Source organism: bacterium, assembly GCA_026708055.1.
Classification (GTDB): domain Bacteria; phylum Actinomycetota; class Acidimicrobiia; order Acidimicrobiales; family CATQHL01; genus VXNF01.
Genome location: JAPOVS010000040.1, coordinates 71,089 through 95,502, shown reverse-complemented (window position 1 = coordinate 95,502; position 24,414 = coordinate 71,089). Strand labels below are relative to the sequence as shown.

At 69.1% G+C, this 24,414-nt stretch carries 19 protein-coding genes; 13 read left to right on the top strand and 6 right to left on the bottom strand.

The genetic code is table 11. The features are described 5' to 3' along the window. Positions 1–12 precede the first annotated feature (12 nt). The gene (locus OXG55_08425) at positions 13–1,593 is read left to right on the top strand and encodes an ABC transporter substrate-binding protein (GenBank protein MCY4103268.1); all 1,581 of its coding nucleotides are present in this window, start codon (positions 13–15) and stop codon (positions 1,591–1,593) included. Between the two features lie 198 nt (positions 1,594–1,791). On the opposite strand, the gene OXG55_08420 is transcribed toward OXG55_08425, so the two are convergent. From OXG55_08420 to OXG55_08405, 4 genes are read right to left on the bottom strand one after another with little or no spacing between them, the layout of a single operon-like run. Beyond that, complete coding sequence (locus tag OXG55_08420; GenBank protein MCY4103267.1) at positions 1,792–3,885, bottom strand: DEAD/DEAH box helicase; 2,094 nt, start codon at positions 3,883–3,885, stop codon at positions 1,792–1,794. An 8-nt stretch (positions 3,886–3,893) separates the two neighbouring features. Then, complete coding sequence (locus OXG55_08415; GenBank protein ID MCY4103266.1) at positions 3,894–5,372, bottom strand: DUF2791 family P-loop domain-containing protein; 1,479 nt, start codon at positions 5,370–5,372, stop codon at positions 3,894–3,896. Next, positions 5,362–6,339, bottom strand: a complete 978-nt coding sequence (locus tag OXG55_08410) for a DUF2791 family P-loop domain-containing protein (protein ID MCY4103265.1) — start codon at positions 6,337–6,339, stop codon at positions 5,362–5,364. The genes OXG55_08415 and OXG55_08410 overlap by 11 nt, the downstream gene beginning before the upstream one ends. After that, a complete protein-coding gene (locus OXG55_08405; GenBank protein ID MCY4103264.1) occupies positions 6,339–7,148 on the bottom strand; it encodes a hypothetical protein in 810 nt (269 codons plus the stop codon). The genes OXG55_08410 and OXG55_08405 overlap by 1 nt, the downstream gene beginning before the upstream one ends. Before the next feature lie 356 nt (positions 7,149–7,504). Here OXG55_08405 and OXG55_08400 point away from each other — a divergent pair, with 356 nt between their 5' ends. Then, positions 7,505–9,106 (top strand): putative DNA binding domain-containing protein, encoded by a 1,602-nt coding sequence (locus OXG55_08400; GenBank protein MCY4103263.1) that lies wholly within the window; start codon positions 7,505–7,507, stop codon positions 9,104–9,106. A 107-nt stretch (positions 9,107–9,213) separates the two neighbouring features. On the opposite strand, the gene OXG55_08395 is transcribed toward OXG55_08400, so the two are convergent. Beyond that, positions 9,214–10,686, bottom strand: coding sequence for an XRE family transcriptional regulator (locus OXG55_08395; GenBank protein MCY4103262.1), 1,473 nt, complete (start codon positions 10,684–10,686; stop codon positions 9,214–9,216). Positions 10,687–10,930: 244 nt separating this feature from the next. Here OXG55_08395 and OXG55_08390 point away from each other — a divergent pair, with 244 nt between their 5' ends. The 7 genes from OXG55_08390 (at position 10,931) to OXG55_08360 (ending at position 20,665) form a co-directional block, all read left to right on the top strand. Continuing rightward, complete coding sequence (locus tag OXG55_08390; GenBank protein ID MCY4103261.1) at positions 10,931–11,710, top strand: SDR family NAD(P)-dependent oxidoreductase; 780 nt, start codon at positions 10,931–10,933, stop codon at positions 11,708–11,710. 31 nt (positions 11,711–11,741) lie between these two features. Next, entirely contained in the window at positions 11,742–13,862 is a 2,121-nt protein-coding gene (locus tag OXG55_08385; protein MCY4103260.1) for a hydantoinase/oxoprolinase family protein, read from the top strand. Then, the gene (locus OXG55_08380; protein ID MCY4103259.1) at positions 13,859–15,679 is read left to right on the top strand and encodes a hydantoinase B/oxoprolinase family protein; all 1,821 of its coding nucleotides are present in this window, start codon (positions 13,859–13,861) and stop codon (positions 15,677–15,679) included. The genes OXG55_08385 and OXG55_08380 overlap by 4 nt, the downstream gene beginning before the upstream one ends. Then, the gene (locus tag OXG55_08375; protein MCY4103258.1) at positions 15,666–15,863 is read left to right on the top strand and encodes a hypothetical protein; all 198 of its coding nucleotides are present in this window, start codon (positions 15,666–15,668) and stop codon (positions 15,861–15,863) included. Before OXG55_08380 ends, OXG55_08375 begins: the two co-directional genes overlap by 14 nt. An 87-nt stretch (positions 15,864–15,950) precedes the next feature. After that, complete coding sequence (locus tag OXG55_08370) at positions 15,951–18,026, top strand: hydantoinase/oxoprolinase family protein (GenBank protein ID MCY4103257.1); 2,076 nt, start codon at positions 15,951–15,953, stop codon at positions 18,024–18,026. Positions 18,027–18,056: 30 nt separating this feature from the next. Further along, positions 18,057–19,901 (top strand): hydantoinase B/oxoprolinase family protein, encoded by a 1,845-nt coding sequence (locus OXG55_08365; GenBank protein MCY4103256.1) that lies wholly within the window; start codon positions 18,057–18,059, stop codon positions 19,899–19,901. Continuing rightward, on the top strand, positions 19,901–20,665 hold the full coding sequence (locus tag OXG55_08360) for an SDR family NAD(P)-dependent oxidoreductase (GenBank protein MCY4103255.1): 765 nt from the start codon (positions 19,901–19,903) through the stop codon (positions 20,663–20,665). The genes OXG55_08365 and OXG55_08360 overlap by 1 nt, the downstream gene beginning before the upstream one ends. A 443-nt stretch (positions 20,666–21,108) precedes the next feature. Here the strand turns inward: OXG55_08360 and OXG55_08355 are convergent, their stop codons facing one another. Beyond that, positions 21,109–22,635 (bottom strand): hypothetical protein, encoded by a 1,527-nt coding sequence (locus OXG55_08355; GenBank protein ID MCY4103254.1) that lies wholly within the window; start codon positions 22,633–22,635, stop codon positions 21,109–21,111. A 108-nt stretch (positions 22,636–22,743) separates the two neighbouring features. Here OXG55_08355 and OXG55_08350 point away from each other — a divergent pair, with 108 nt between their 5' ends. The 4 genes from OXG55_08350 (at position 22,744) to OXG55_08335 (ending at position 24,175) form a co-directional block, all read left to right on the top strand. Further along, a complete protein-coding gene (locus tag OXG55_08350) occupies positions 22,744–22,887 on the top strand; it encodes a hypothetical protein (protein MCY4103253.1) in 144 nt (47 codons plus the stop codon). A 397-nt stretch (positions 22,888–23,284) separates the two neighbouring features. Then, positions 23,285–23,443 carry a hypothetical protein gene (locus OXG55_08345; protein ID MCY4103252.1) on the top strand — a complete coding sequence of 53 codons (159 nt, stop codon included), beginning with the start codon at positions 23,285–23,287 and terminating at the stop codon, positions 23,441–23,443. Positions 23,444–23,579: 136 nt separating this feature from the next. After that, positions 23,580–23,810, top strand: a complete 231-nt coding sequence (locus OXG55_08340; GenBank protein MCY4103251.1) for a DUF433 domain-containing protein — start codon at positions 23,580–23,582, stop codon at positions 23,808–23,810. Positions 23,811–23,812: 2 nt separating this feature from the next. Further along, positions 23,813–24,175 carry a DUF5615 family PIN-like protein gene (locus tag OXG55_08335; GenBank protein MCY4103250.1) on the top strand — a complete coding sequence of 121 codons (363 nt, stop codon included), beginning with the start codon at positions 23,813–23,815 and terminating at the stop codon, positions 24,173–24,175. Positions 24,176–24,414: the final 239 nt, after the last annotated feature.

Here is a 24,414-nt window from a genome sequence, read left to right as displayed (position 1 = left end):
GAGGAGATGGCCATGAAGCAGGCTCGCACCGTACGCAGGCTCGAATTGAGGCGGCGGTTGACCTCGAGGTCCCGCTGGGTGGCGCTCATCGCGGTCATCCTGCTGCTGGCCGCCGCATGCGGCGGTGAGGACGGCACAACAGCCGTGCCGCCACCGCCCGAACCCGCTCCGGCGCCGTCCGAATCGCCGCCACCGCCCGAACCCGCTCCGGCGCCTGCCGGTGAGGATCCCCCGCCGCCGCCTCCGGAGCCTGCACCCGCCCCGGCAGCTGACGACGCGGCTGCCCCGCCGCCACCGCCCGAACCCGCTCCGGCGCCTGCCGGTGAGGATCCCCCGCCGCCGCCTCCGGAGCCTGCACCCGCCCCGGCAGCTGACGATGCGGCCCCGGCTCCCGAGCCCCCACCGCCCCCGCCCGAGGCGCCGCCGGCACCCCCGCCGGTGCCGCAGCCGACGGCCGGCTTCGACGGCGAGACTCTCACGCTCGGCTACCTGGTCGACCAATCCGGGCCGCTGGCCATCATCGGCGGCCCATTGCTGGCCGGCTCACAGCTCTACTGGGACTGGGTGAACGACGAGCTGGGCGGCATTGCCGGCAAGTACCGGGTGGAGCTGGCCGTCGGCGACACCAAGGACTCCGAGGGCCAGACGGTGCAGGAGTACCAGCGGCTCAAGGACGACGTGGTGATGTTCGCCGAGGTGCTCTCCACGCCGCCGGTTCAGGCGCTGCTGGAGTTCCTGAGCGAGGACGGCATCGTGGCCGTGCCGGGCTCCCTGGCGGGTGCCTGGGCGCGCGAGCCGCTGCTGATGCCCAGCGGCGCCGCCTACGAGTACGAGGCCATCAACCTGGCCGACTGGTACGTCAACCACTCGGGTCTGGCGAGCCCGTCGGACGTGTACTGCGCGGTCTACGTCAACGACAAGTACGGTAGGGACTCCCTGCGGGGCGTGGAGTTCGCCGCCGACCGCCTGGGGTTCTCCCTGGCCGAGACCCAGACCATCAACAGGGGCGACCGGGCGTTCACGGCGCAGGTGGCGGCGTTCGCCGACGCCGGCTGCACGGTGATCTTCGCCATCACCGTCCCCACCGAGCAGCACGCCATGTTGGCCGAGGCCGCCAGCCAGGGGCTCGACCCGGTCTGGCTGGGCCTGCTGCCGACGTACCTCAACCTCTTCGCAGCCGGCGCCCCTGATCTGTACGCCAAGTACTACGTCGCACTCGACTCACCCGAGTACACCGACACGTCGGTTCCGGGTATCGCCAAGTTCCACGAGCGGTTCGAGCGCTACGGGAGCGGCAGCATCAGCACGTTCATACTCTCGGGCTACTTCCTGCAGATCTCCGTGCACGCCCTGCTGGAGAAAGCCGCCGAGCTGGGCGACTTCAGCCGGGAGGGCATCCGCAACGCCCTGGCGCAGCTCGGGGAGGTGGATCTCGACGGCCTCGCCGCGGAGAACTACGTCTACGGCACGCCCGAGAACCGCCGCCCCACCAGCGCGGTGCGGATCAAGGTCTTCGACCCCACTCGGCCGCCGGTGTTCCTGCGCGACGTCATGATCGTGGACTCGCCACTCAACGACGAGTTCGATCTGTGACGCACGGGCGGGCAATCCACCGCAGACGCGGATCAACCAGCTGAAGGGTGGATTCCGGCCTCTGCCGGGATGGCGACGGAGCCGGTACGCCGCACTGCTCGGCCGCCGCCTGGAGCGGGCCGTGCCGTTGCGCGCGGCCTCGACGGCACTGCCGATCAACCGATATCACGCTTGGGCACTCGGTCTGCCTGCTCCGTGCTACAGGTCGAACAGTCCGAAGAGCTCCCCCGAGGTCATCCGGGTCGACAAGTCCAGCGACACGTCGTCGACCAGCTGTGCGAACAGTTCCTGCTTGGACTCCAGGATCCGGTCGATGCGCTCCTCGATCGTGCCGGCGCAGGAGTATTTGATCACGTTCACCTTGACCGTTTGGCCCAAGCGGTGCGCCCGGTCCTCGGCCTGACGCTCAGTCGCGGGATTCCACCAGCGGTCCAGGTGGAAGACGTATGAGGCATTCTGCAGGTTGAGGCCGAGGCCCCCCACTCGTAGCGACAGGATCAGCACCTTGTGCTCGGGGCGGGTCCTGAACCGTTCGATGACGCCGGCCCGGTCTTCCGGCGCCACCTCCCCGGAGATGACCAACGGTGCGAAGCCGCGCAGATACTTTGTCGCCAACGCCACACCGAAGCCCTCGCCGGTGTACTGGGAGAAGACCAGGGCCTTGTGGCCTTGGGCGACCAGCTGATCCAATCGATCCCTGATGTCGGCGAGCTTGCTCGACTCGCCGGTCCGGGGATCGGCGTTGCAGATCTGCTTGAGGCGCGTGATGAGTTCGAGTACATGCTGGACGCCCACCTCGGTGCCGAGGGACTTCAGGTAGACGATTCCCTCCTGCTCGGCCACCTCGTAGCTCCGGCGCTGCGCGGCGTTCAGTTCGATGGGAACCTTCGCCACCAGTTTCGGCGGCAGATCCTCCAGGACGTCATCCTTCTTGCGGCGGAGTTGCAGTTCCCTGTGGCGCTCCCGCAACTCGTGGCCGGGCCGGTACTGCCTGCGGTCGCCTTGCTCGTCGTGGTCGACGAACTCCAGGATCGAAGCCAGCTCCTCTTCGTCGTTCTCGATCGGCGTGCCGGTCAGGGCCCAGGAGCGGCGTCGTGGCAACTGTTTGAGGATGTCACTGGTTTCGTTCCGGTTCTTGACGCGCTGGGCTTCGTCCGCGACGACAAGACCCCAGACCCGTCGGCTCAGTTGGCCGTCGAAGTCGGCTCGCAGGCTCTCATACCCGACGAGGGTCACGTCGGGTCGTGCGGCCCATTGCCACTCCCGGTCGGCAGCCGAGCCCCGGATGATGATGGCGGAGAGTTCGGGCGCCCAGCGGGAGATCTCCCGACGCCACTGATCCAGAACACTGGCTGGCGCGACGACCAGGCAGGGGCCCAGTTCGCGGCGGGCGCGCAGGATCCGAATCGCGGCGATGGCTTGCACCGTCTTGCCGAGCCCCATGTCGTCGGCCAGCAGCAGGCGGCTGTTCGCCATGAGCGCGCCCACCCCGTCCCGCTGGAAAGGCATCAAGTCGCCGCTCCAATCCAGATGCTCAGGGTGACCCCTATGTGCCGCAGGTGCCCGCAGGATGCCCCACAGGCGGTCCGCCAGCGCCGGCGGTGCCCCCGTGATCGGATCGACCCGAGCCGGTTCGCCGTCGCGGCGTTCACGATCGTGAGGCAGTGGCCGCCCGGCGTCGAGCCCTGGCCACGAGCGGGTTTGGTGGCCTTCGGCGTCCGGGAGGAGGCTGACCACGGCGGCAAGTCCAGGCAATGCCGCCAAAGCGCGAACCTGGGGGTCGTCGAACGCCTCGCTCAGACCCTTGGCGGCCCGCTCGAGCGGCTCAGTCGGGTCGGCTGGCGCCAGGACCGTCTCAAGCAGCCGTCTTGCGCCGGCTTCGCCCGACGGCGGCGCCCCTACCCAGATCCCGGCACCGTCGGCTGCGACGTCGTCGGGGGCGTGTCGGCGGTCGGTCGATCCCAACAGGCAGAACGGGACGCGGATCCGTGCAACCGAGTCAAGGAGGGCTGTCGGGACTTCGTCGGCCCGTCCAAGGAGAAGCGCCGGTGAGGTCGCCGCGGATCGCAGCAGAATCTTGAGGGCCGAGGGGACTGCGTCAGAGTCTACGGTCCCGTGGCGCTCGCCGCCGAGGCCGACGCCTGTGAAACAGAAGCCCAACGGCTCACCCTCGACCGAGGTCGCGAACAGCGCGGCGAGCACTCCGCCGCCGGGTTCCTCAATGACACGGATCCAGGCGATGACATCGGCGGGCGCGGGGACCTCGCCGGGATTGTCGAAGGGGATCGGCAAGGCCGAGATCAGGCGGGAGCGATCGCTGCGCCGGGGGGTGCAGGCGGGCCGGCGGTTGAGTCACCGGCCACGGGGGCGTCGGCTTCGGAAAGCGACTCCCGCCCGGGCTCGATGCTCTCCCCGTGACCCGCCCTGTCCGTGGTGTCGCCCTCCTCGACCTCCGGCGACTCGCGGCCCGGGTCGACGGTATCCTCGTCATCGGCGGTTCTCGTCGGATCGCCCTCCTCGCCCGCCGGCGATTCCCGTTGCAGGTCCGGATCCTCCTCGTAACTGTGCCGGAACTCCTCCTCCACGATCTCCGGCTTGTACTCGGGGTAGAGCCGACGGAGATCCCATTCGCTGATCGCGGCCCGCACCCGGTAGCGCATGCGGTTCTGCTCGCCGGCGCCGCGGCGCGCCGGCGGCAGGTCGGACGCGTTCCAGCCGTACGCCCTGCTGTAGAGCCGCCGCAGGGTCTCGAGTGTCGCGGCAACGTCGTCATCGCTCGGTTCGGTCAGAGGCACGGCTCCACGTTCGAGCGTGTCCATGCCGGTCTCGGCCGGGCCGGTCAGGTGCTGGTACCGGCTCGCCAGCCTCGCTGCGACGTAGTCACGGTCCTTCTTGGTGCCGTCGGGGCTGATGATCTTCAGCGCGAAGTCATCGGTGACCGTCGCCACGACCGCGAGTCCCGGGTGTGACTGGCCCGCCACGCGTCCGAACCAGCGGGCCAACTCGGAATACGATCTTGCCCGCTGCAGGATCGAATACTGGCCGACCAGTTCGATCTCGTCGAGCAGAACCACCCAGCCCTTGTGGCCCGTGGCCCTGATGAGCTGCGCCAAGAACTGCAGTCGCTGCGGGGGTAGTTCCGCTGCCTTCGCTGCTCGGAAGGAATAGTTCGCGAGTTGGCCGATCTCTCTGAGGCCGGCATTGACTCTTGACTTGAGGAGTCGATCCCCGGCCCAGAAGTCCTCGATCTCCCTACTCAGCTCGGGGTCATCCGAGCGTTCGTACACGAGGAGGCTGGCCGGGAATATCGGGTTGAGACCGCTTGCGGCGCTGTCCGACCAGCGGAAGAAGTCGGAATACCGCTCGGATCGCGTGTCGAGCGCCTGCCCCAGTTCCTCGATCAATCGCCCGCGGCGTTCGGGCATGCGGCTGTTCTCGACCGCCGACTTGAACACCTTGTCCAGGTTGTAGAGGGGGGTCTCCTTGCTGACCGCCACGGTGCTGCAGACGAACCCCTGAGCCAGCGCCTCGTGCTCGAGGTGGGCGAGCAGGTGGGACTTTCCCGCACCGAAGTCGCCGGAGACCAGCATCCCCCCGCCGTTGCCGCCGGAGTCGCCCGTGCTGGCCGCGGCGGTGAGCATCTCATCGAAGCGGCGTTGGATCGCGGGCTGGTGACATCCCAGGATCGCCACGGCGTTCCTGTTCGGCACGCCGCTGCGGAGAGCCTCGAGGGCGCGGCGGCATTCGAGCGGATCGTAATCGGCGGCGTCAGGAGTCATGGTCGATCTCCTCTGACAGCTCGACCAGCGACGCCACCGGATTCGCTCTTTTCGAGTCACGCACGTCGTCCATGACGCGGGTTCGGAGTGCCTGATAGATCCCGTAGCCGCGCGATCGGCGTTCCTCGGATGGGTTGAGAAACTCCTTGCTTGTCACGACCAGCATGAGAGCGCCGCTCAGACGGTCCACGCCGTCGACGAACTCCCTCAGCAACTCGTAATGATCAAGAGCCATCGCTCTCGTGTAGTACCGGTTCCCGTCCTTGGGGTTGCGGGAGAGCGTGACCCGGCGATTGTCGAACAGGACCACCGTGCCTGCGAATCCCGCTTTGCGGATCCAATGCAGGGACGACTCGATGAAATAGCGGGCGGTGGTGCGGTTGATTCCTCCGGCGATGGAGAAATCTTTGACCGCACTGATGCGTAGGTTCTCACCGGTCAACCAGTCCAACAACGGCTGTGCGGTGTACTCGTGGCGGACGAACTCCCGCAGACAGAGATGGCTCATGCACACGCGGAAGTCCTTGGCCATGGCGGCGTCGAAGCGGATGTGGCGCTGTAGCTCGGGCCGGAGATCCTGGCGCACCGAGCCGGGTGAGTGATTGTTGGCTTCCGCTATCGCCTCGTAAACCCCAGATGCTTTCGGGTCGATTCCCTCCACCGCATATCCCTCTTGGGAGGCCAGTACAAGAATCGAACGCCGTGCCAGCGTCCGCCAGTCGAGCTGGCGCGCCATCTCGAAGAAGAGATCCTGCGGCATGTGGGCGCGCATGGTCCGCGCGTCCAAGCGCACGACGAGATGGTCCAGTGCCGCGCAGCGGGCCTCGATCGTCCCATAGAGGGCAGGGTCCAAGTGCTCCGGTGTGACGGCGAACTTGACCGAGGCGCCGCCTTGGGGGATGAACGTCGACAGGTACTCAGTGTCGATGACCTCGAACCACTGCCGGAGGCCGATCGTGTTCTCCATCAGTCGGCCTGCGTGGCGAAGCGGATGGCGTAGTACTTCACTTCACGGCCGTCCGGGCCGACGAACGTGAACAGGCCCTTGGGGCCGCGGGTGCCGGTGGAGGCGGGGAACGAGACCCTTGCCCCCGACTTCGTCGCGGTGACGCCGGCGGTTTCGAGCTGATAGATGTCCCGAGCGAAATCGGTGCGCGTGTAGTCGCGCCGGCTGCCCGGCAGCGAGACAAGGAGTTTGTAGATCCGCTCGAGAGGGATCACGGGGCCGGCTGCGGGGGCGGCCGCACCGCGGGGCGGCTTGGGTGTCAACTCGGTGTACACATCGTGGAGTGCTTTCAGGAACGGCTCGGGGCGGGAGCGGGCGGGCCTCTTCTGGTTCTCCCGGAGCAGCGCGACCAAGTGAGACGGCCTGATCGTCGAGACCTTCTTCCTGTCGATGCGGACGGCTCGCTCACCTGGGAGGATTCGCACCGTCGAGGGATGACAGATCAGCTGCGCGTCGCCCTCGTGGATGGTGAGGTCGTGCTCGGCGGCCACACGCCGCAACTCGGCCGCGTAGCCCTGCCTGAGATACTCGACGTCCTCCTCGCCGCCGAACGGCCAGGAGTCGGCCGCGCCCGCGATAGCGCCGGTCAGTTCGGTCGCCGCATCGAGGAGCCCGCCCTGCGCTCGCTTCAGTGCGGCCACGTTCCCCTCCCGGGAACTCTTGTGGAGTTGTCGGAGCAGGCTCTGCAGCTTCTTGGTGCAGTCGAGAGCCGCGGTGGCTTCTCGCTCCACCTCGGCGAAGGCCTGCTCGAGGTTGTCGGGTCGTGTCATCTGACGGGGGTCGGGGTCGTGATCATGTGGTCGCCGTGGATCGGCTGATGCCTTGGCCGGCTTGCGGCGCTGCGGCACTGGCAAGGCGCCGACGGTTCGACGGAGCGGGAGCAAGCCTAACCCGCGTGTCGGGCTCGCGTCCCGGCATCGGCTTGACTCTTGGACCGGCTTGGGGAGACCTCGAGCCTGTCTGCGGCAGGCGACCGTGCTGCAATTGCCGGCGTTGAGCCGTGCAGATGAGCGACCAGCGGGGCAGTGACCGGCTTATGACCCGGTTTTGAGTCTCACAACCGATAGTTGTGAGACTTACAACTGAGTTTCAAGTCTCACAACCCGCTAACGTTGTGCCCGTGGGAATGACACCTTTGAGGGCGTTCGGCGACGGTCCGCCCGTCGAACTCCAGGGTTGGGTTGACGAAGCGGTGCAGCGCGCTCGCGGGGCGGGCACCGACCTGCGCGGCGTTGAGATCAAGGCGGCGGCAGGCGGACTGCCGCGTTCGGTCCGCAACTCCGTGTGTGCCTTCGCCAACACGCAGGGTGGTGTGGTGATCCTGGGGTTGAGCGACGGTGACTTCCGCCCGGTGCCCGTGGATGCCGCCAGGTTGGCCGATGACCTCGCCTCGACCTGCGCCGAAGACCTCGAGCCGCCGATTCGCTCCGACATCGACATGGCGCAGGTCGACGGCAGTCCGGTGGTGGCAGCGCTGGTGGACGAGCTGCCCGCGGGTCGCAAACCCTGCTACGTCAAGAACCGCGGCCTTGAGGGTGGAACGTACACCCGAACCCACGACGGCGACCGCCGGCTGAGTACCTATGAATTCCATGTGCTGATGACGGGGCGCGGGCAGCCGCTGGACGATGTCGCAGTCGTCGACGGTGCGCGACGTTCGGATTTGGATCACGATCTGCTCGCCTCGCTGCTCACTCGCATGCGCAGGCGACGGGGACGCGCACTGAGAGACGCTGACGACGAAGAGATCCTTCGCATGCTCCGCATCCTCGTGGGCGACGGCCCCGAGCCTTCCGTCACCTTGGCCGGCCTGATGTCGCTCGGGCGCTACCCGCAGCAGTTCCTGCCGCAACTGAACGTCACGTACGTTGCGTTCCCGACGATCAACGGCGACCCATTCGGCGACGGCACCCGGTTCCTCGACAACGAATCGATCGACGGCCCGATCCCTGTAATGGTCGCCGCGGTGCAGGCCGCAGTGCGACGGAACAGCACGCGACGGGCAGTCGTCTCCGGTGAAGGCCGTCAGGACGTCTGGGAGTATCCGGACGAGGTGGTGCGGGAAATCGTCGTCAACGCCCTGCTCCACCGCGACTACCACCCTCTCGCCCACGGATCCCAGGTACGCATCGAGGCCTACCCCGACCGTCTCGAGGTCACCAACCCCGGCGGTTTCCACGGCGACGTCAACCGTGCGCGCCTGTTCGCCGAGCCGCAGAGCTCGTCACGCAACTCGTATCTGGCGAAACTCCTCGAGGACGTCGAGATCCCTCGCACGAACCGCACGGTCTGTGAGAACCGCGGGTCGGGGCTTGTGGCCATCGCTCGCGAACTCCGCGCCGCCGGCACCGGGGCCCCCGAACTGGCCGACCGAATCAGTGAGACGACGATGACCATCCGGTCTGCGGGCTACGCGGACCCGCATTTTCCGCAGCCCGAACCCGACGGCGACGAGACCGAGCCCTGGCGCCGCGCGCAGATGTCGGCGACCGGCAGAATGCCGCCCCCTCCTTCAAGTGGCGAAGCGGCGACCGACCCGTGTGACCGTATCCGGGACTTGTTGACCGGCGGTCCGCTTCCAACGAGGACGCTCGCTGAGGCTCTCGCCATGACCCCGCAGGGAGCGCTCAAACACCTGCGCCGGCTCGAGAAGGCCGGAGAGATCGAACAGACCGAGCCGTCCCGTAGAAGTCCGCTCAACCGCTGGCGTCTGGCGGGGGCGCCCTGATCTGTCCGCGCTGTCGGTGCGGGGCACGCCCCGAACGCGCAAGGCGGCCCGTCGGCCCGCTGCGCGCCCCGGTCCGTGCGGGGCGAGCGGAGAACCTGACCGGAGGGCTACCTGTCGTCGCCGCGGTGGCGATCCAGGAAGGCGTGGACCTCGCTCATGGAGACGCCCGGCGAGGGCGCCAGGGCGCCGTCGGGCGAGGTCAGCGGGCCCAGAACGAACTCGCGGTCGCGAGCCGAGGCCCACACCCTGCGATCGCTCGGGGGCCCGTCGCCGGCGCCGGGGCCGGGGGTGCGGGTCGCCTGCGGAGAGACGATGCGGCGCGCGGTGCCGCTGCCCCGGAAGCGCCCGGCATGGGCTGCGGTCGTGCCGACGGTCACGGTGTGGCCGTGATCGCGGGTGGTGTCCACCTGGGTGACGCAGAAGTAGTCGCCGGCGTCCGTCTCGGTGTACTGGGCGTACGTGGCGTAGGTGTCGGCGGAGTGGAACACCTGGCGCGGCGCCCACGAGGTCGGGACACGCACACCCTCGAGGCTCCCGTCCGGCGCGGTCGGGAACGGCACGTTGTCGTTCTCGTAGGCCTTGGAGATGAGCCCCTCCTCATCGGCCCGCATGAAGTGCATCGGGATTCCGAGATGCTCGGTGGCGAGGTTCGTGAGCCGGTGGGCGGCCATCTCGTAGGACACGTAGAAGACGTCCTTGAGGTCCTGGGTGGCGATGTCGCCCTCGCCGGCGGCCTCCTGAAGCAGTGACACCGCCGGGCTCTGGGGCGCCAGCACCGCACCGGCGAAGTAGTTGGACTCCACCCGCTGGCGCAGGTAGTCCTCGATGGTCTCGGGGTCGGAGTGGTCGAGCGCGAAATGGCCGAGGGTGGACAGCACCACCGACCGGGCGGCGCGCGTCGGCAACTCGTCGCGCTGGGGGATGTAGATCACCCGGCGGCGCAGGTCGGTGACCGACCTGGTCGAGCGGGGGATGTCGCGCACCCGGTCGATCCGGTAGCCCAGGTGATCGGCGAGGTCCAGCAGGATGCGCTCGGACACCGGGCCGGCACCGGGGTAGGAGGCGGCCCTGAGGACTGCGTTCGCAACCTCTTCGATCTCCCCGTAGTAGTTGTCGCGGGCACGCATCTGCGCCCGCAGCACGATGTTCGCCCGCCGCACCGGATCCACCGCGGGGCCTCCGGTGGCGGCGGAGCGGCCCTCTGAGCCGTCACGCCAGGCGTCGTGCAGTGCCAGGAGATGCTCGAGGGCGGCGTCGGGGAGCCGGGCCGTGGCCTTCAACTCGGGCAGCCTCAGCGATCGGTAGGCGTCGGTCTGCTGGATGCGGGCGAGCCGGACCTCCAAGTCGGCTCGTCGGGTCGGCGCCTCGCCGTTCAGCAGGTCGCCCGCGCTGCACCCCAGGGCCTCGGCCAGGTCACCCAGCAGCGACAGGCGCGGCTCGATCCGGCCGTTCTCGAGTTGCGAGAGATAGGGAGCGGGGCGGCCCACGAGTTCGCCCAGCGCCGCGAGAGTCAGCCCTTTCCGGCGCCGCTCGTACCGGATCCGCTGTCCGAGCACGAGAGTGTCGAGCGACTCGGGCACGGGCGGAAGATTATCGATTTTTTCCGCGGCGCAACGGCTGACTGGTTTCGCATCCGATACAGAACCGCAGATTGTCCACCACTTGTTCCCAACTTGGGGACAATTTCCACAGGGCGCGCAACACGTGCCGTCCCGGACGTGGTATTGCGGCCGCGGTGGCTTGTTGGTTCGCCCACTTCGGCGCACCAGCGGCCTGCCGCTACGATCTTCGCGGCCTGTGGGGTCGACTCGGGGGAGGGAAGCGGTGCAAAGCGATCAACGCTGGGCCGTCGTGACGGGGGCGAGCCGGGGGATCGGCGCCGCCGTCGCCCGCCGTCTGGCATCAGACGGGTTCGGTGTCTCACTGTTGGCGACGAAGGCGGACCTGCTCGGTGGCATTCGCGACGAGATCCGTGCCGGGGGCGGGGAGGCGGAGGTCGTCGTCTGCGACCTCACGGATCGTGAGCAGCTGGCGGCGGTCTGTGAGGACTTGGCCGCGGCCCACCCGGCGATACACGCGCTGGTCAACAACGCCGGCATCGTGCGCGTCGGCGACATCGCCGACTTCGGCGGCGCTGACTGGGACGACGTCATGGAGATCAACGTGCGCGCCGCCTTCGAGCTGGTGCGCGCCCTCGAGCCGGCGCTCCGGGCGGCGGCCGGCGGCCCCGGTGGCGACGCCTCGGTGGTCAACGTCAGTTCGGTCATGGGGCTCGTCGCCTGCAAGACGATCATCAGCTACCTGGCCGCCAAGGGCGCGCTCAACCATCTCACCCGCGGGCTGGCCCTCGAGTTGGGCTCGGCGGGGGTTCGGGTCAACGCGATCGCGCCGGGCTACATCCGCACCGACATGTTCGAGACGTCGCACCCGCCCGAGCGCCAGGTGCTGCTCGGGCTCTCGCACGCCCTCGAGCGGGTCGGGACGCCCGAGGAGGTCGCCGGGGTGGTCTCCTTCCTCTGCTCGCGCGACTCCACGTTCGTGAGCGGCACGGTCATCTCGGTGGACGGCGGGCTGCACGCTCGGGCCGCCATTCCGGAGCACTAGGGCGAATGAGCGCCGCTGGCCGAGGGCGGGCGTGACCGGGGGCCCGAACGGCGCCTGGCGGATCGGCGTCGACACCGGCGGGACGTTCACGGACCTGGTCGCCGTCGGGCCGGGCGGTGAGGTGCGCCTCCAGAAGGTCGCCTCCACGCCGGCCGAGCCGGCAAGGGCCACCTTCGACGCCCTGAAGCGGTCCGGGGTGGATCCGCGGGGCGAGGTCGACTCCTTCATCATGGGGACGACCATCGCCACGAACGCCCTCATCCAGCGGCGCGGCGCGCCGACGGTGCTCATCACGACCGCCGGATTCGAGGACGTCCTCTACATCCAGCGCATCGACCGGCAGGGCCTGTACGACCTGCAGTGGATCAAGGCCGAGCCCTATGTGCCGCGCGACCGGGTCGTCGGCGTCAACGAGCGGATCCTCGCCGACGGTTCGGTGCGCACGGCGCTCGCCGGCGCGGAGTTGGACCGCGTCATCGACGAGGTGCGCCGGATCACCGCAGATGACCACAAGCCGGCGGTGGCGGTGTCCCTGCTCTTCTCCTACGTGAACCCCACGCACGAGCAGGAGTTGGCAGCGGCCCTGCAAGAAGCGCTGGGGGGATTGCCCGTCTCGATCTCGAGCGAAGTGGCGCCCATCTGGCGCGAGTACGAGCGGTCCAACACGACCGCCATGGACGCCTATGTCAAGCCGATCGTCGCCAACTTCGCCGGCGACCTCCTCCGGGAACTGCAAGCCCTCGAGATGGGCGGTTGGCACGGCCTGTTGCGGTCCAACGGCGGCCACGTGGCGATTCCCGACGCCACCGCCAAGCCCGTGGAGATCGTGCTCTCGGGTCTCGCCGCGGGGATGATCGCCGGCGCCCACTTCGCCCGCGCGGTGGACACCGCCAAGGCGGTCACGCTGGACATGGGCGGCACCAGCGCCGACGTGGGCGTCATCGTGGACGGCGAGTTGCAGTTCTCCGGATTGTTCGAGGTGGAGTTCGGGCTGCCGCTGGCGCTGCCGATCCTCGACGTGACGGCGATCGGCGCCGGCGGGGGGTCGATCGCCTCCATCGACTCCGGCGGCCTGCTGAAGGTCGGCCCCGAGAGCGCCGGAGCCGAGCCCGGCCCGGCGTGCTACGGCCTCGGCGGCGAGGCGCCGACGGTGACCGACGCCAACGTCGTGATGGGGCGCCTGAACCCCGGCTACTTCCTCGGTGGGCGCATGAACCTCGACGCCGATCGGGCCCGCAGCGCCATCGACCCCCTCGCGGATCGTCTCGGGCTGACGCCGGAGGACACCGCGGAGGCCATTGTGTCGGTCTCCATCGAGAACATGGACGGCGCCATGCGTCTCGTCACCGTGGACCGGGGGCTCGACTACCGGGAGTTCGACCTCGTGGCCTACGGCGGTGCCGGGCCGCTGCACGCCACCGAGATCGCTCGGCGGATGGGGATGAACCGCGTCATCGTGCCGCCGAATCCCGGACTCGTCTCCGCCTACGGCACCGTGATCGCCGACCAGCGCGTGGACCGGCGGATCACGCTCGTGCGCCGGTTGGACCACGCGGGGTCCGAGGATCTGCCGGGCGCCCTGGGCCGTCTCGCCGATGAGACCGTCGCGGAGTTGCGGTCGCAGCTGCGGCGGCCGGACGCGCCCGTCGACGTCACGACCTACGTGGCCTGCCGCTACCTCGGCCAGAACTACGAGCAGGAGATCCGCACCGAGTTCGGCCACGTGGACCGCAGCTTCGAACTCGCCGTTCCGATCGGCCCCGAGGCGGTTGATTTCGTGGCGCGACTCGCCGACGGCTACCACACCACCCACGAAGCCGCCTACGGCTACGAGATGCGCGACCAGCCCATCCAGTCGGTCTACCTGGGCGCCACTGCCCTCTCGGAGGCGCCGGAGGTGCTCATCCGCCCCTACGCCGGCGGTGGCGACGGCACGACGCCGGCGACCCGGCGCGTCCTGGCGGCGGCCGGGCAGTGGGTGGACGCGCTCATCGCCAATCGCGACACCCTGGAGGTGGGGGAGACGCTCGAGGGCCCCGCCGTCATCGAGGAGGCGGACTCCACGACCTGGGTGCCGCCCGGGTTCCGGGCCACGGTGCACGAGAGCCAGTGCCTGATCATCGCCCGCAGCGACGCCGAGGCCCGACCATGACCGGCACATCCATGACCGGCACGCCGCTGCCGGGCGCCGGCATCGACCGGGTGGGTCTCACGCTGCTCTACAAGCGGGTCCGGAACATCTGCGACGAGATGGCCTTCGCCATGATGCGCACCGCCTACTCGCCGATCTTCTCCGAGGGGCTCGACTTCTCGACCCTGGTGCTGGACCGGCGCGGCCGGCTCATCGCCACGGCGGGGATCAACCCGGCGATGCTGGGCGCCTCGCTGTACGCCGCCACCTGGATCATCCGCGAGGTGGGCCCGGAGAACTTCGCCGACGGCGACATCTTCGTGCACAACGACCCCTACCGGGGCGGCTCGCACCTGCCCGAACACATGATGGTCGCGCCCGTCTACCACGACGGCGAATTGGCGGCCTTCGTGGGCAACATCGCCCACCTCGCCGAGATCGGCGGGATGGCGCCGGGTTCCTTCGCCGCGACGGCCACCGACATCTTCCAGGAGGGCCTGCGCATCCCGCCGACCAAGCTCTTCGACCGCGGCGAGCCGGTGCAGGACATCTGGCGGATCATGCTCGCCAACCACCGCACGCCGGACAACTCCTGGGGCGACCTGCACGCCATGGTCGGCTCGCTGCGGGTGGGGGCGCGGCGGATCGGCGGCCTCATCGCCGAGCGGGGCACCGACGGGCTCAACGAGGCCTTCGAGCAGATCCTCGACTACGCCGAGGCGTACATGCGCTCGGAGATCGCCGGCCTCCCCGACGGCATCTACACCGGCGAGGACTGCATGGAGGACGACGGCATATCGGACCGCTCCTACTGGATCCGCTCGCGGATCATCGTGGAGGGCGACGAGTTGATCTTCGACTACTCGAAATCCGATGAGCAGGCCATCGGGCCCATCAACGCCCCCTACGTCGTGACCTTGTCGGCCTCGCTGAACGGCCTGCTGTACGTCCTGGCCCGCGACGTGCCGGTCAACGCCGGCATCGTGCGACCCGTCAAGGTGGTGGCCCCGGCGGGGACCATCACCTGCGTGCGCCTGCCCGGGCCGTGCGTCGGCGGCCAGACGGAGTTCCAGCCGCGCATCATGGAACTGGTGCTGGGTCAGATCCTCAGCCAGATCCTGCCCGAGAGGGCCGCCGCCGCCAGCGGCAACACGTCGCTGAACTTCCTGTTCGGCGGGGTCGACCCCCGCAACGGCGAGTACTACGCGCACTACCACTTCGAGGGGATGGGCTGGGGCGGGCGGGCCGGCAGCGACGGCAACAGCGCCCAGATCGTGCCGCACGCCAACTGCCGGAACACCCCGGTGGAGATCTTCGAGACCAAGTGGCCCTGGGTGCATGAGGAGTACTGCCTCAACGACGACACCGGCGGTGCCGGGCGGCACCGGGGCGGGCTCGGTGTGCGGCGCGTCATGGAAGTGGCGGGCGACGTGATCACCGTGAGCGCCCTCTCGGAGCGAATGAAGCGCTCCCCCTGGGGGCTGTTCGGAGGCCGTGACGGCAGCCGGACCGCCTTGGAGGTGGCTCCGGCGGGCAGCGACGGCTACGAGACCTTCCAGGACGCCTTCGGGCTGATCTCACCCTCGAAGTTCACCAACATCCGCCTGCGCCGGGGAGACCGGGTGCGCATCACGTCACCGTCGGGTGGTGGCTACGGCGACCCGCTGGAGCGCGACCCCGCGAAGGTCCTCGCCGACGTCGAGTTGGGGTTCGTGAGCCGCGTCTCCGCCGAATCGCTCTACGGCGTCGTTCTCGACGGCACTCCGGATGACGGCTTGGCCGTCGACGAGCCCGCCACCGTGGCGTTGCGAAGGAGCATGCGCGATGGCGTGGCATGAGTTGAACAAGAACTGGCACGACACCACCGTCGACTATTGCGACGTCTGCGGGAACCTCCTCATCGCCCGCTACTGGAGCTTCATCGAGCCCGACGGCGGGGAGACCCGGCGCTGTTGCGACGAGACCTGCGAGCGTCTCTTCGGTCGGCTGCGCCGCTTGGAGGAATCGGCCGCCGAATCCTGATGCCGGACTTCGAGCAGGCCGCGGCGGTGTTGTAGGTTCACGCTGACGCCGGGGCGCGGTGCAGCGCACCACAGGGAGGCTCGAAGCATGCAAGGCGGCTGGCAGGTCGGGATCGACACGGGCGGGACATTCACCGACCTGGTGGCGGTGCGCGGCGAGGAGCAGCGCATCGCCAAGGTTCCTTCCACCCCCGCGGCATTCGATCAGGGCGTCCTCGACTCGATCACCGCCGCCGGCATCGCCGTCCCCGAGATCGAGATGATCGCCCACGGCACCACGGTCGCCACGAACGCGGTCATCACCCAGCGGGGCGCCGCCACGGCGCTACTGACCACACGGGGCTTCCGGGACGTGCTCGAGCTGCGCCGCCACAACCGGGGCGATCCCTACGACATCCAGTGGGACCCGCCGCCGCCGCTCGTGGCGCGCCGCAACCGCTTCGAGATCACCGAGCGGCTGGACTACGCCGGCGATGTGGTGATCCCCCTGGACGCCGAGCAGGTGCGCGCCGCGGCCCGCCTGGCGGCACGGCGGGGCGTCGGCACCTTCGCCATCGCCTTCCTGCACTCCTATGTCAACCCGGTCCACGAGGACGAGGCGGCGGAGATCGTCCGGTCCGAGGTTCCGGGCGCGTTCGTCAGCACCTCCGCGGCTCTGCTGGCGGAACCCCCCGAGTTCGAGCGCACCTCCACCGCCGTGCTCAACGCCTACCTGGCCCCGGTGGTGAGCGACTACCTGACGGCGCTGGAGAGCCGGCTCCGCCAAGCCGGTTTCGTCGGCCGCCTGTACGTGATGCACTCCGGGGGAGGGCTGCTGACCGTGGAGAGCGCCTCGCGCTTCCCGGCCCGCCTGCTGACGTCCGGTCCCGCCGCCGGAGCCAAGGCCGCCGAGGGTGTCGCCGCGTCCACGGGTGTGGCCGGCGGGGTCGTGGCGGCCGGCGTGCTCGCCTCCTCGGAGGGTCTGGAAGAGGTCATCTCGCTGGACATCGGCGGTACCAGCGCCGACATCGCCGTTGTGCAGGGCGGCCGGGCGGACATCGTGCACGAGTTCTCGCCGCGGTTCGGCCAGCCGGCACGATTCCCGGCCATCGACCTCGTCACCATCGGCGCCGGTGGGGGTTCGATCGCCTGGGTCGACGCCGGGCACCTGCCGCACGTCGGGCCCCAGAGCGCCGGGGCCGACCCGGGTCCGGCCGCCTACCTGCGGGGTGGCACGGACGCCACCGTGACCGACGCCAACCTGGTGGCGGGGCGCCTCGTGGCCGACGTGGGGCTCGCGGGGGGCATCAGTCTGGACACCGACGCGGCGCACCGAGCCGTCGAATCCTTCGCCGACCGACTCGGGCTGAGTGTGGCCGACGCGGCGCTGGGGATCATCGAGATCTGCAACAACAACATGGCGCGTTCCATCCGCGTCGTGACCGTCGAGCGCGGTCTGGACCCCCGCAACTTCACCCTTGTCCCCTTCGGCGGCGCCGGGCCGCTCATGGCCGCCGAGTTGGCCGACGTGCTGGGGATCAGGAGGATCGTCGTGCCGCTGGCGCCGGGTGTGACATCCGGCCTGGGATGCCTGTACGTGGACATCACCCACGACATAGGCGAGGCGCTGATCTGCGAGCTCGCCGAGGCGGACCGCGCCCGCCTGCAAGAGGTCTTCGACCGGCTGGCCGAGGCGATGAGAGGGCGGCTGACCGACGACGGCGTCGCCCCGGAGCGCCAGCGCCTCGAATATTCCATCGACCTGCGCTACCTCGGCCAGGTGCGGGCGCTGACGGTGGAACTGGAGACCGGTGCGGTGTCCGAGCAGTTCGAGGAGGAGTATCGCGGTCTGTTCTTCGAGGAGTACGAGCGGCAGTTCCACTCCGTGGCCGTCGACATTCCGGTGGAGATCTCGGCGCTGCGGGTGCGCGGCGTCCGCCGCTCCGAGCGTCCGCACATCCCGTTCAGCGGCTCGACGGCGCCGCTGGGCACCACCGAGCGCCCGGTGCTGACCCGCGAGGGCACCGTCACCGCGCGCCTCGCCGAACGCAGCCGCCTGCATGTCGGCAGCCGCCTCTCGGGGCCGCTGGTCCTGACCCAGGAGGACTCCACCACCTGGGTGCCGCCGCACTGGGAGGTGGAGGTGGACAAGCTGGGCAACCTGCAGATGGCCCGATCCGAATGAAGGGAGAGTCTGCGTGAGGGAGGGAACCCTATGAGCCTGCGAGTCGTGGAGACCTCGCCAACCGAACCGGTGGGTCTGCGCCAACGAGACCCGATCCTCTTCCAGGTGCTCAACAGCGCCTTCAGCAGCATCACCGACGAGATGAGCGCGCTCACGATGCGGGCCGCCTTCTCGCTCGTGGTCAGCGAGGGCGGCGACTACTCCGGCACCATCAGCAACCGCCACGGCGACCTCATCGCCTCGGGCGTGCGCGACCTCGCAGCGCACCTCGGCACCCATCCCTTCACCATCAAGGGCATGCTCGACTGGATCGGCACCGACGCCGAGGAGTACTTCCGGCCCGGCGACGTGGTGCTGATCAACGACCCGTACATCGGTGGCACGCACCACAACGACATGCGGGCGGTGATGCCGTTCTACTTCGACGGCTCGCTGGCCGGCTTCGTGCAGAACTCCATGCACTGGACCGACATCGGCGGGCATGTGCCGGGCACTTTCGATTCCAACTCCCGGAGCTCCTACGGCGAGGGCCTGGCCGTGCCGCCCATCCATGTGGTGCGCGAGGGCGTCTTCCAGCCGGAAGTCTCGAACCTCATCCTGCGCAACGTGCGCATGGCCGACACCGCCCGCGGCGACCTGCTCACTTCCATCGGCGCGGTCCGCCTCGGCGAGCAGCGCCTGCGGGCTCTGGCCCGCCGCTACGGGACCGAGATGATCCTGGCCGCCATGGACGAGTTCATCGAGTACTCCGAGGACCTGCTGCGCGCCGAGTTCGCCAAACTGCCCGACGGCCCCGTCGAGGTGGAGTCACTCCTGGACTGCGATCCCGCGAGCGACTCCGACGAGCCGCTGTCGGCGCACATGGTGCTGACGGTACACGGCGACCGGGCCACGATGGACTTCTCGGGCTCGAGCCCTCCGGCGCTCGGAGCGGTCAACTCGACCCGGTCGGTGACGCTGTCCGCCGCCGTGGTGACGATGAAGATGATCTTCCCGCACATCCCCATGAACCAGGGCGTGTTCCGGGCCATCGACTTCGTGCTGCCGCCGGGGCTGCTGCTGAGCGTGGAGTTCCCGGCGCCGGTGTCGGGCTGCGCCGCCGGCGTGTACCCGGCTGTGTGCGACCTGGTGCTGAAGGCGTTCATGCACCTGGCGCCTGAGCGCTCCATGGCCGGACCCACGGGGCTCATCAACACGATCACGGCGGGCTATGACCCGCGGCCGGGCTACGAGCGGGAGTTCGTCATGTACCTGTGGCTGGAGGGCGGCTGGGGCGGTCGGGCGGCCCGCAAGGACAACGCCACCGCTATGACCACCTTCGCCACCACCGCCATGAACCAGCCGGTCGAACTGCAGGAGCGGCTGTTCCCGGTGCTGTTCGACTGCTACCGCATGGAGACCGACAGCGCCGGGGCCGGCTGGTCGCGGGGCGGTTTGGGCGTCACTCGCCGCTGGTGCCTCACCCACGGCGACGGCGTGCTCTCGGATCTCGGCGACGGCGAGAAGTTCGGTCCGTGGGGCTTCGCCGGCGGCGCCGACGCCTGGCCCAACAAGTTCATGTACGCCCCCGGCACCGACGACGAGGTCAACGTCGGGATGTTCTGCACCAACATGCCGATCAGCCGGGGGGAGATGCTGGACTGCTTCCAACCGGGCGGCGGCGGGTACGGCCACCCCTTCACGCGGCGCATCGAGCACGTCCTAGACGACCTGCGGGACGGCTACATCAGCGTCGAAGGCGCGCAGCGGGACTACGGCGTCGCAGCGACCCACGACGCCGGCGCCGACGACTTCATCCTCGACGCCGAGGCCACCGCCGCCCTGCGCACCGGCTTCGAGGAGGGCCCCGAGTTCCCTGACGGGGGGAGTCTGTGATGTCCGGCGAGTTCGACGGCAAGGTGGCGATCGTCACCGGGGGGTCGCGCGGCATCGGCGGTGCGATCGCCGACGAGATGGTCCGGCGGGGCGCCGCGGTTGCGTCGTTCGACGTCGCCGCGCCGGCCCAGAGCCGCGACGGCGTCCTGGATCTGGAAGTGGACGTGGCCGACGCTTCCGCCGTGCGGGACGCCATGGCGGAGGCAGTGGCCCGCCTCGGCCGCGTCGACGTGCTGTTCAACAACGCCGGCATCCAGCGGGCCGCTCCGACGCACCTGATGGCGCCCGAGGTCTGGGACCTCGTGATCGGCGTCCACCTCCGGGGCATGTTCCTGTGCAGCGCCGCGGCGATCCCCGAGATGCGCAAGGTCGGCGGAGGGGCCATCGTGTCGATCTCCAGCGCCGCTGGCTTCGTGGGCATTCCGGGGCGCGCCCCGTACTCCGCGGCCAAGGCGGCGATCCTGGGGTTGACCCGCTCGCTGGCCACCGAGGTGGCGCCGCACGGCATCAGGGTCAACGCCATCGCCCCCGGCTTCACCCGCACCCCGCTGGTGACCCAGGCCCTCGACGACGGCTCCCTCACCGAGGACTGGATGCTGCGGGAGGTCCCGCTCGACCGCCTCGCCGACGCCGCCGAGATCGCCCGCCCGGCGGTCTTCCTGGCGAGCGCCGACGCCTCCTACATCACCGGCCAGTGCATCGTCGTGGACGGCGGCTGGACCGTGCAGGGAGTCTCGGACCGCCCCGACTGGCTCGACGTGTAGCCGCGGGTGTCCGGGCCGCGTCGGCCGACAGCCGCGACGCTGCCGCATTTGAACGCGCCGTGTGAGCCCTGCCCGAAGCCGTCGTGCTGATGGCGGGTTGGAGGGAGCCGAACGCGGCAGCGTCCACCGACTTGGAGGAGGGTTGACCGCCGACAAAGCCGTCACCTCCGGGCAGTGAGGTCACGTCGCTGAGCGAAGAATGCGAGGGGGCTACCCGTCTCCGGCCCCCCACGCATCCGGACACCCGGTCGAGCCGTCAGTGCGAATCCCGCAGGTTCGGCGGTCTGGATCGAAGGCGGTGAACTGCCCGTCGGGCGCGACGACTGGCTCGAAGTCACGTACTGCGCCGCTCTTTCCGCCCCAGCAGACCATGGCACCGTCGGTGGCGATTGCGCAGGTGTGCAAGTCACCGCGCGTTACGGCGGTGTAGTGATCGTCGAGTACTAATGGCCAGTTGCCAGACCGTCGCGGGACACTAACCAATCTGGACACGCGGTCGAGCCGTCGGTGCGTATCCCGCAGGTTGCATCGTTTGCTTCGTGATCGCCGGTGAAGGCGGTGAACTGCCCGTCGGGCGCGACGACTGGCTCTGGCTCGCCGGGAAGGGGGTCGCTCTTTATGCCCCAGCAGACCATGGTGCTGTCGGTGGCGATGGCGCAGGTGTGACCGCGCATGGCCGCTACAGCGGTGTAGGTGCCGTCGGGCGCGTCGGTCGGACCTGTGGGTTCTCCCCGCCGATCGGTTCTGCCGCCCCAGCAGGCGATGGTGCGGTCGGTGCGGATCGCGCAGCTGTGGATCCCCCCGGCGGCGATGGCCGTGTAGGTGCCGTCGGGCGCGTCTCTCTGGCCGAATGAGTTATCTCCCCAGCAGTCGATGGTGCCGTCGGTGGCGATGGCGCAGATGTGTTGGCCACTGGTCGCGATCGCGGTGTAGTGATCGTCGAGTTCTACGGGCCAGACGCCCCAGCAGGCGGTGGTGCCGTCGGTGGCGATGGCGCAGGTGTGACGGGAGCCGGCGGCGATGGCGGTGTAGGTGCCGTCGGGCGCGTCGCTCTGGCCGCTTACGTTGGAGCCCCAGCAGTCGATGGTGCCGTCGGTGGCGATGGCGCAGGTGTGCCAGCCGCCGGCGGCGATGGCGGTGTAGGTGCCGTCGGGCGCGTCGCTCTGGCCGGAATCGACATATCTCCAGCTTCCCCAGTCTCCCCAGCAGTCGATGGTGCCGTCGGTGGCGATGGCGCAGGTGTGGCCCTCCCCGGCGGCGATGGCGGTGTAGGTGCCGTCGCTCTCGCTCCACCTGCCCGAGCAGTCGATGGTGCCGTCGGTGGCGAGCGCGCAGGTATGCACGTAACCGGCGGCGATGGCGGTGATGCCCACTCTGGATCCGCCAGGCAGCCGCCTGGCGCCCCAGCACTCGCCTGTACCGACATGGTAACCGAGATAGACATCGCCATCGGGTGCGGATTCGGGTGCCCCTTCCTCGGGAGGATCTAGTCCGCACGTGTGGTCGGAGCCGGCGGTAATGCTTTCGAATAGATGATCTCGCGGAACGTCGGTCAGGCCCGCGGAATTGTTGCCCCAGCAAGTCGTGGTGCCGTCGGTGGCGATCGCGCAGGCGTGAGTGTCGCCGGCTGCGATGGCAGTGTAGGTGCCGTCGGGTGCGTCGGTCTCGTTGAACTTGTTCCTGCCGCCGCTGCAGGCGATGGTTCCGTCGGTGCGCAGGGCGCACGCGAACCCGCTCGCCGCGTTCCCGGTGATGGTCAGGTATTGCAGGGAACCGCTGAGGGCAGTGGTTGCCGGTGCTTGGACGGCTTGGACGGTGATGGGTGTGCTGGTGAGCCAGCGTCCGGTGATGGCGGTGGTGGGGAAGAAGCGGCTGCGGGGGAGTTGTCGGTCTCCCCAGGTGTCGCCGTGGCGTTGTTGGAGGGCGAATTCGATTCTGCCGTCGTTGTGTTTGCGGGCGACGATGCGCACCTCGCCGCCGGCGGCGTCTACGGGTGTGCTGGCGAGCCAGCGTCCGGTTGGAGCGGTGGTGGGGAAGTAGCGGGAGCGGGGGAGTTGTCGGTCTCCCCAGGTGTCGCCGTGGCGTTGTTGGAGGGCGAATTCGATTCTGCCGTCGTTGTGTTTGCGGGCGACGATGCGGACCTCGCCGCCGGGCTCTTGGGCGGCGGCGGGCGTCGAGGCGAGCGCGCCGGCCAGGACCGCCAGCAGCGCCGCGGCGGCTAGGAGCGCCCTAGCGCGGCGTCGCCGGCCTGCGGGGGGGGGGGGTGCTTGTGCGCCGCGCGGCGAGGGGTCGCCTCGCGGCCGCTCGGGGATCAGGGTTGTTCGCCATGAGAGTTCTCCTTGTGGTCAGGGCGCAAGCCGTCGGTTGGCGGATCTCACCGGCTGATGAGGCCAAGCCAGCGGGGGACTATAGCCGCGCCGCGTTCGGCGGGGCTGACCGGCCCGGTGAGGGCCTGGGCGCGGAGTCTGCTCGTGGCTGCGGCGCTGGCGGCCTCGGCCAGGACATCCTCGTCAACGTCCGCCGGGCCCGCACGGCTCGGCCCGACACCGGGCAGCACCGCTGGCGGCGGCAGCGTTTCGCGTCTGCGTAACGATGCGAGGGCTGAGCCGGATTTCGGCAATGGGCGGTGTGCCGGTTAATCGAGCCGAGGCCGAGTTCGCCGCCCTGAGTGCCCGATTGGGCGACCAGTACGAGCAGGGTGCCGAGGTTGTGGTGGTGGCCCCGGCCGGCTATGTACGAGGACTTGATCCCCCCGCTGTTCCGGCGGGCGACCGGTAGGGCGATTGGAGGGCGGGCCGTGGTGTCGCGGAGGCAGCGACATCGTGGGTGTCTTCGTGGTCGTCGTCGGGTTGCCTGGTGGGGTACCGTGAATGCATCGGCTCGCTTGCGTCGGCGGTCGGAGAGGTGACGGATCATGGAACCGTTGGACAGGATCACCATCGACCCTGTGGTCATGGGCGGCAAGGCCTGCATCCGTGGGATGCGGGTGACCGTGGGGACGGTCGTGGGCCTCTTGGCGTCCGGCCGCTCGCCGGTCGAGATCCTGGAGGCCTATCCCTACCTTGAGCGGGAGGACATTGCACAGTCGCTGGCCTACGCGGCGTGGAGGCTCGAGGAACGCGAGGTTCCCCTCTCGGTGCCGTGAGCCTGAGGCTCCTGCTGGATATGAATCTGTCGCCCGAATTGGTGCCGAGGTTGCGGGAGCACGGGTGGAAGGCTGTGCACTGGTCGACTGTCGGCGATCCGAGGGCCACCGACGGCGAAATCATGGACTGGGCGGCTTCGCACAAGCACGTCGTCTTCACCCACGACCTTGACTTTGGGACCATGTTGGCGCTATCGCACCGGGCTGGGCCAAGCGTGATTCAGGTCCGCGCCGAGAACGTGCTACCCGATCATCTGGAGGGACCGATCATCGCCGCTCTCCGCCAGCATGAGGCTGACCTGTCGGCTGGTGCCCTCGTCGTGGTTGACGAAGGCCGCAGTCGGGTTCGGGTGTTGCCGCTGTGAGAGATGTCGGACGACACGTTGGCGAGCGACTCCACAAAGGGGGGACATCGCGTACACAGCTAGTTGATCCGCAGGCACCGCCGCGAGCTCGGTGTTGGTTTGCTGAGTTCAGAGTGATCTAAATATAATGTTACTATATAATGTATATGGCAATAGTAGATGGTGTCTGCGGCAGCGGGCCGGTGGGGTTAGGCTGGGGGTCGAGGCCGCGGCGGTTGGGCCGCGGGAGGGGAGGCGAC

Coding starts and splice junctions, on each gene's coding strand:
- OXG55_08425 (MCY4103268.1), top strand. CDS start 13: ATGAAGCAGGCTCGCACCGTACGCAGGCTCGAATTGAGGCGGCGGTTG.
- OXG55_08415 (MCY4103266.1), bottom strand. CDS start 5,372: ATGACTCCTGACGCCGCCGATTACGATCCGCTCGAATGCCGCCGCGCC.
- OXG55_08410 (MCY4103265.1), bottom strand. CDS start 6,339: ATGGAGAACACGATCGGCCTCCGGCAGTGGTTCGAGGTCATCGACACT.
- OXG55_08405 (MCY4103264.1), bottom strand. CDS start 7,148: ATGACACGACCCGACAACCTCGAGCAGGCCTTCGCCGAGGTGGAGCGA.
- OXG55_08400 (MCY4103263.1), top strand. CDS start 7,505: ATGACACCTTTGAGGGCGTTCGGCGACGGTCCGCCCGTCGAACTCCAG.
- OXG55_08380 (MCY4103259.1), top strand. CDS start 13,859: ATGACCGGCACATCCATGACCGGCACGCCGCTGCCGGGCGCCGGCATC.
- OXG55_08375 (MCY4103258.1), top strand. CDS start 15,666: ATGGCGTGGCATGAGTTGAACAAGAACTGGCACGACACCACCGTCGAC.
- OXG55_08370 (MCY4103257.1), top strand. CDS start 15,951: ATGCAAGGCGGCTGGCAGGTCGGGATCGACACGGGCGGGACATTCACC.
- OXG55_08365 (MCY4103256.1), top strand. CDS start 18,057: ATGAGCCTGCGAGTCGTGGAGACCTCGCCAACCGAACCGGTGGGTCTG.
- OXG55_08360 (MCY4103255.1), top strand. CDS start 19,901: ATGTCCGGCGAGTTCGACGGCAAGGTGGCGATCGTCACCGGGGGGTCG.
- OXG55_08345 (MCY4103252.1), top strand. CDS start 23,285: ATGGGCGGTGTGCCGGTTAATCGAGCCGAGGCCGAGTTCGCCGCCCTG.
- OXG55_08340 (MCY4103251.1), top strand. CDS start 23,580: ATGGAACCGTTGGACAGGATCACCATCGACCCTGTGGTCATGGGCGGC.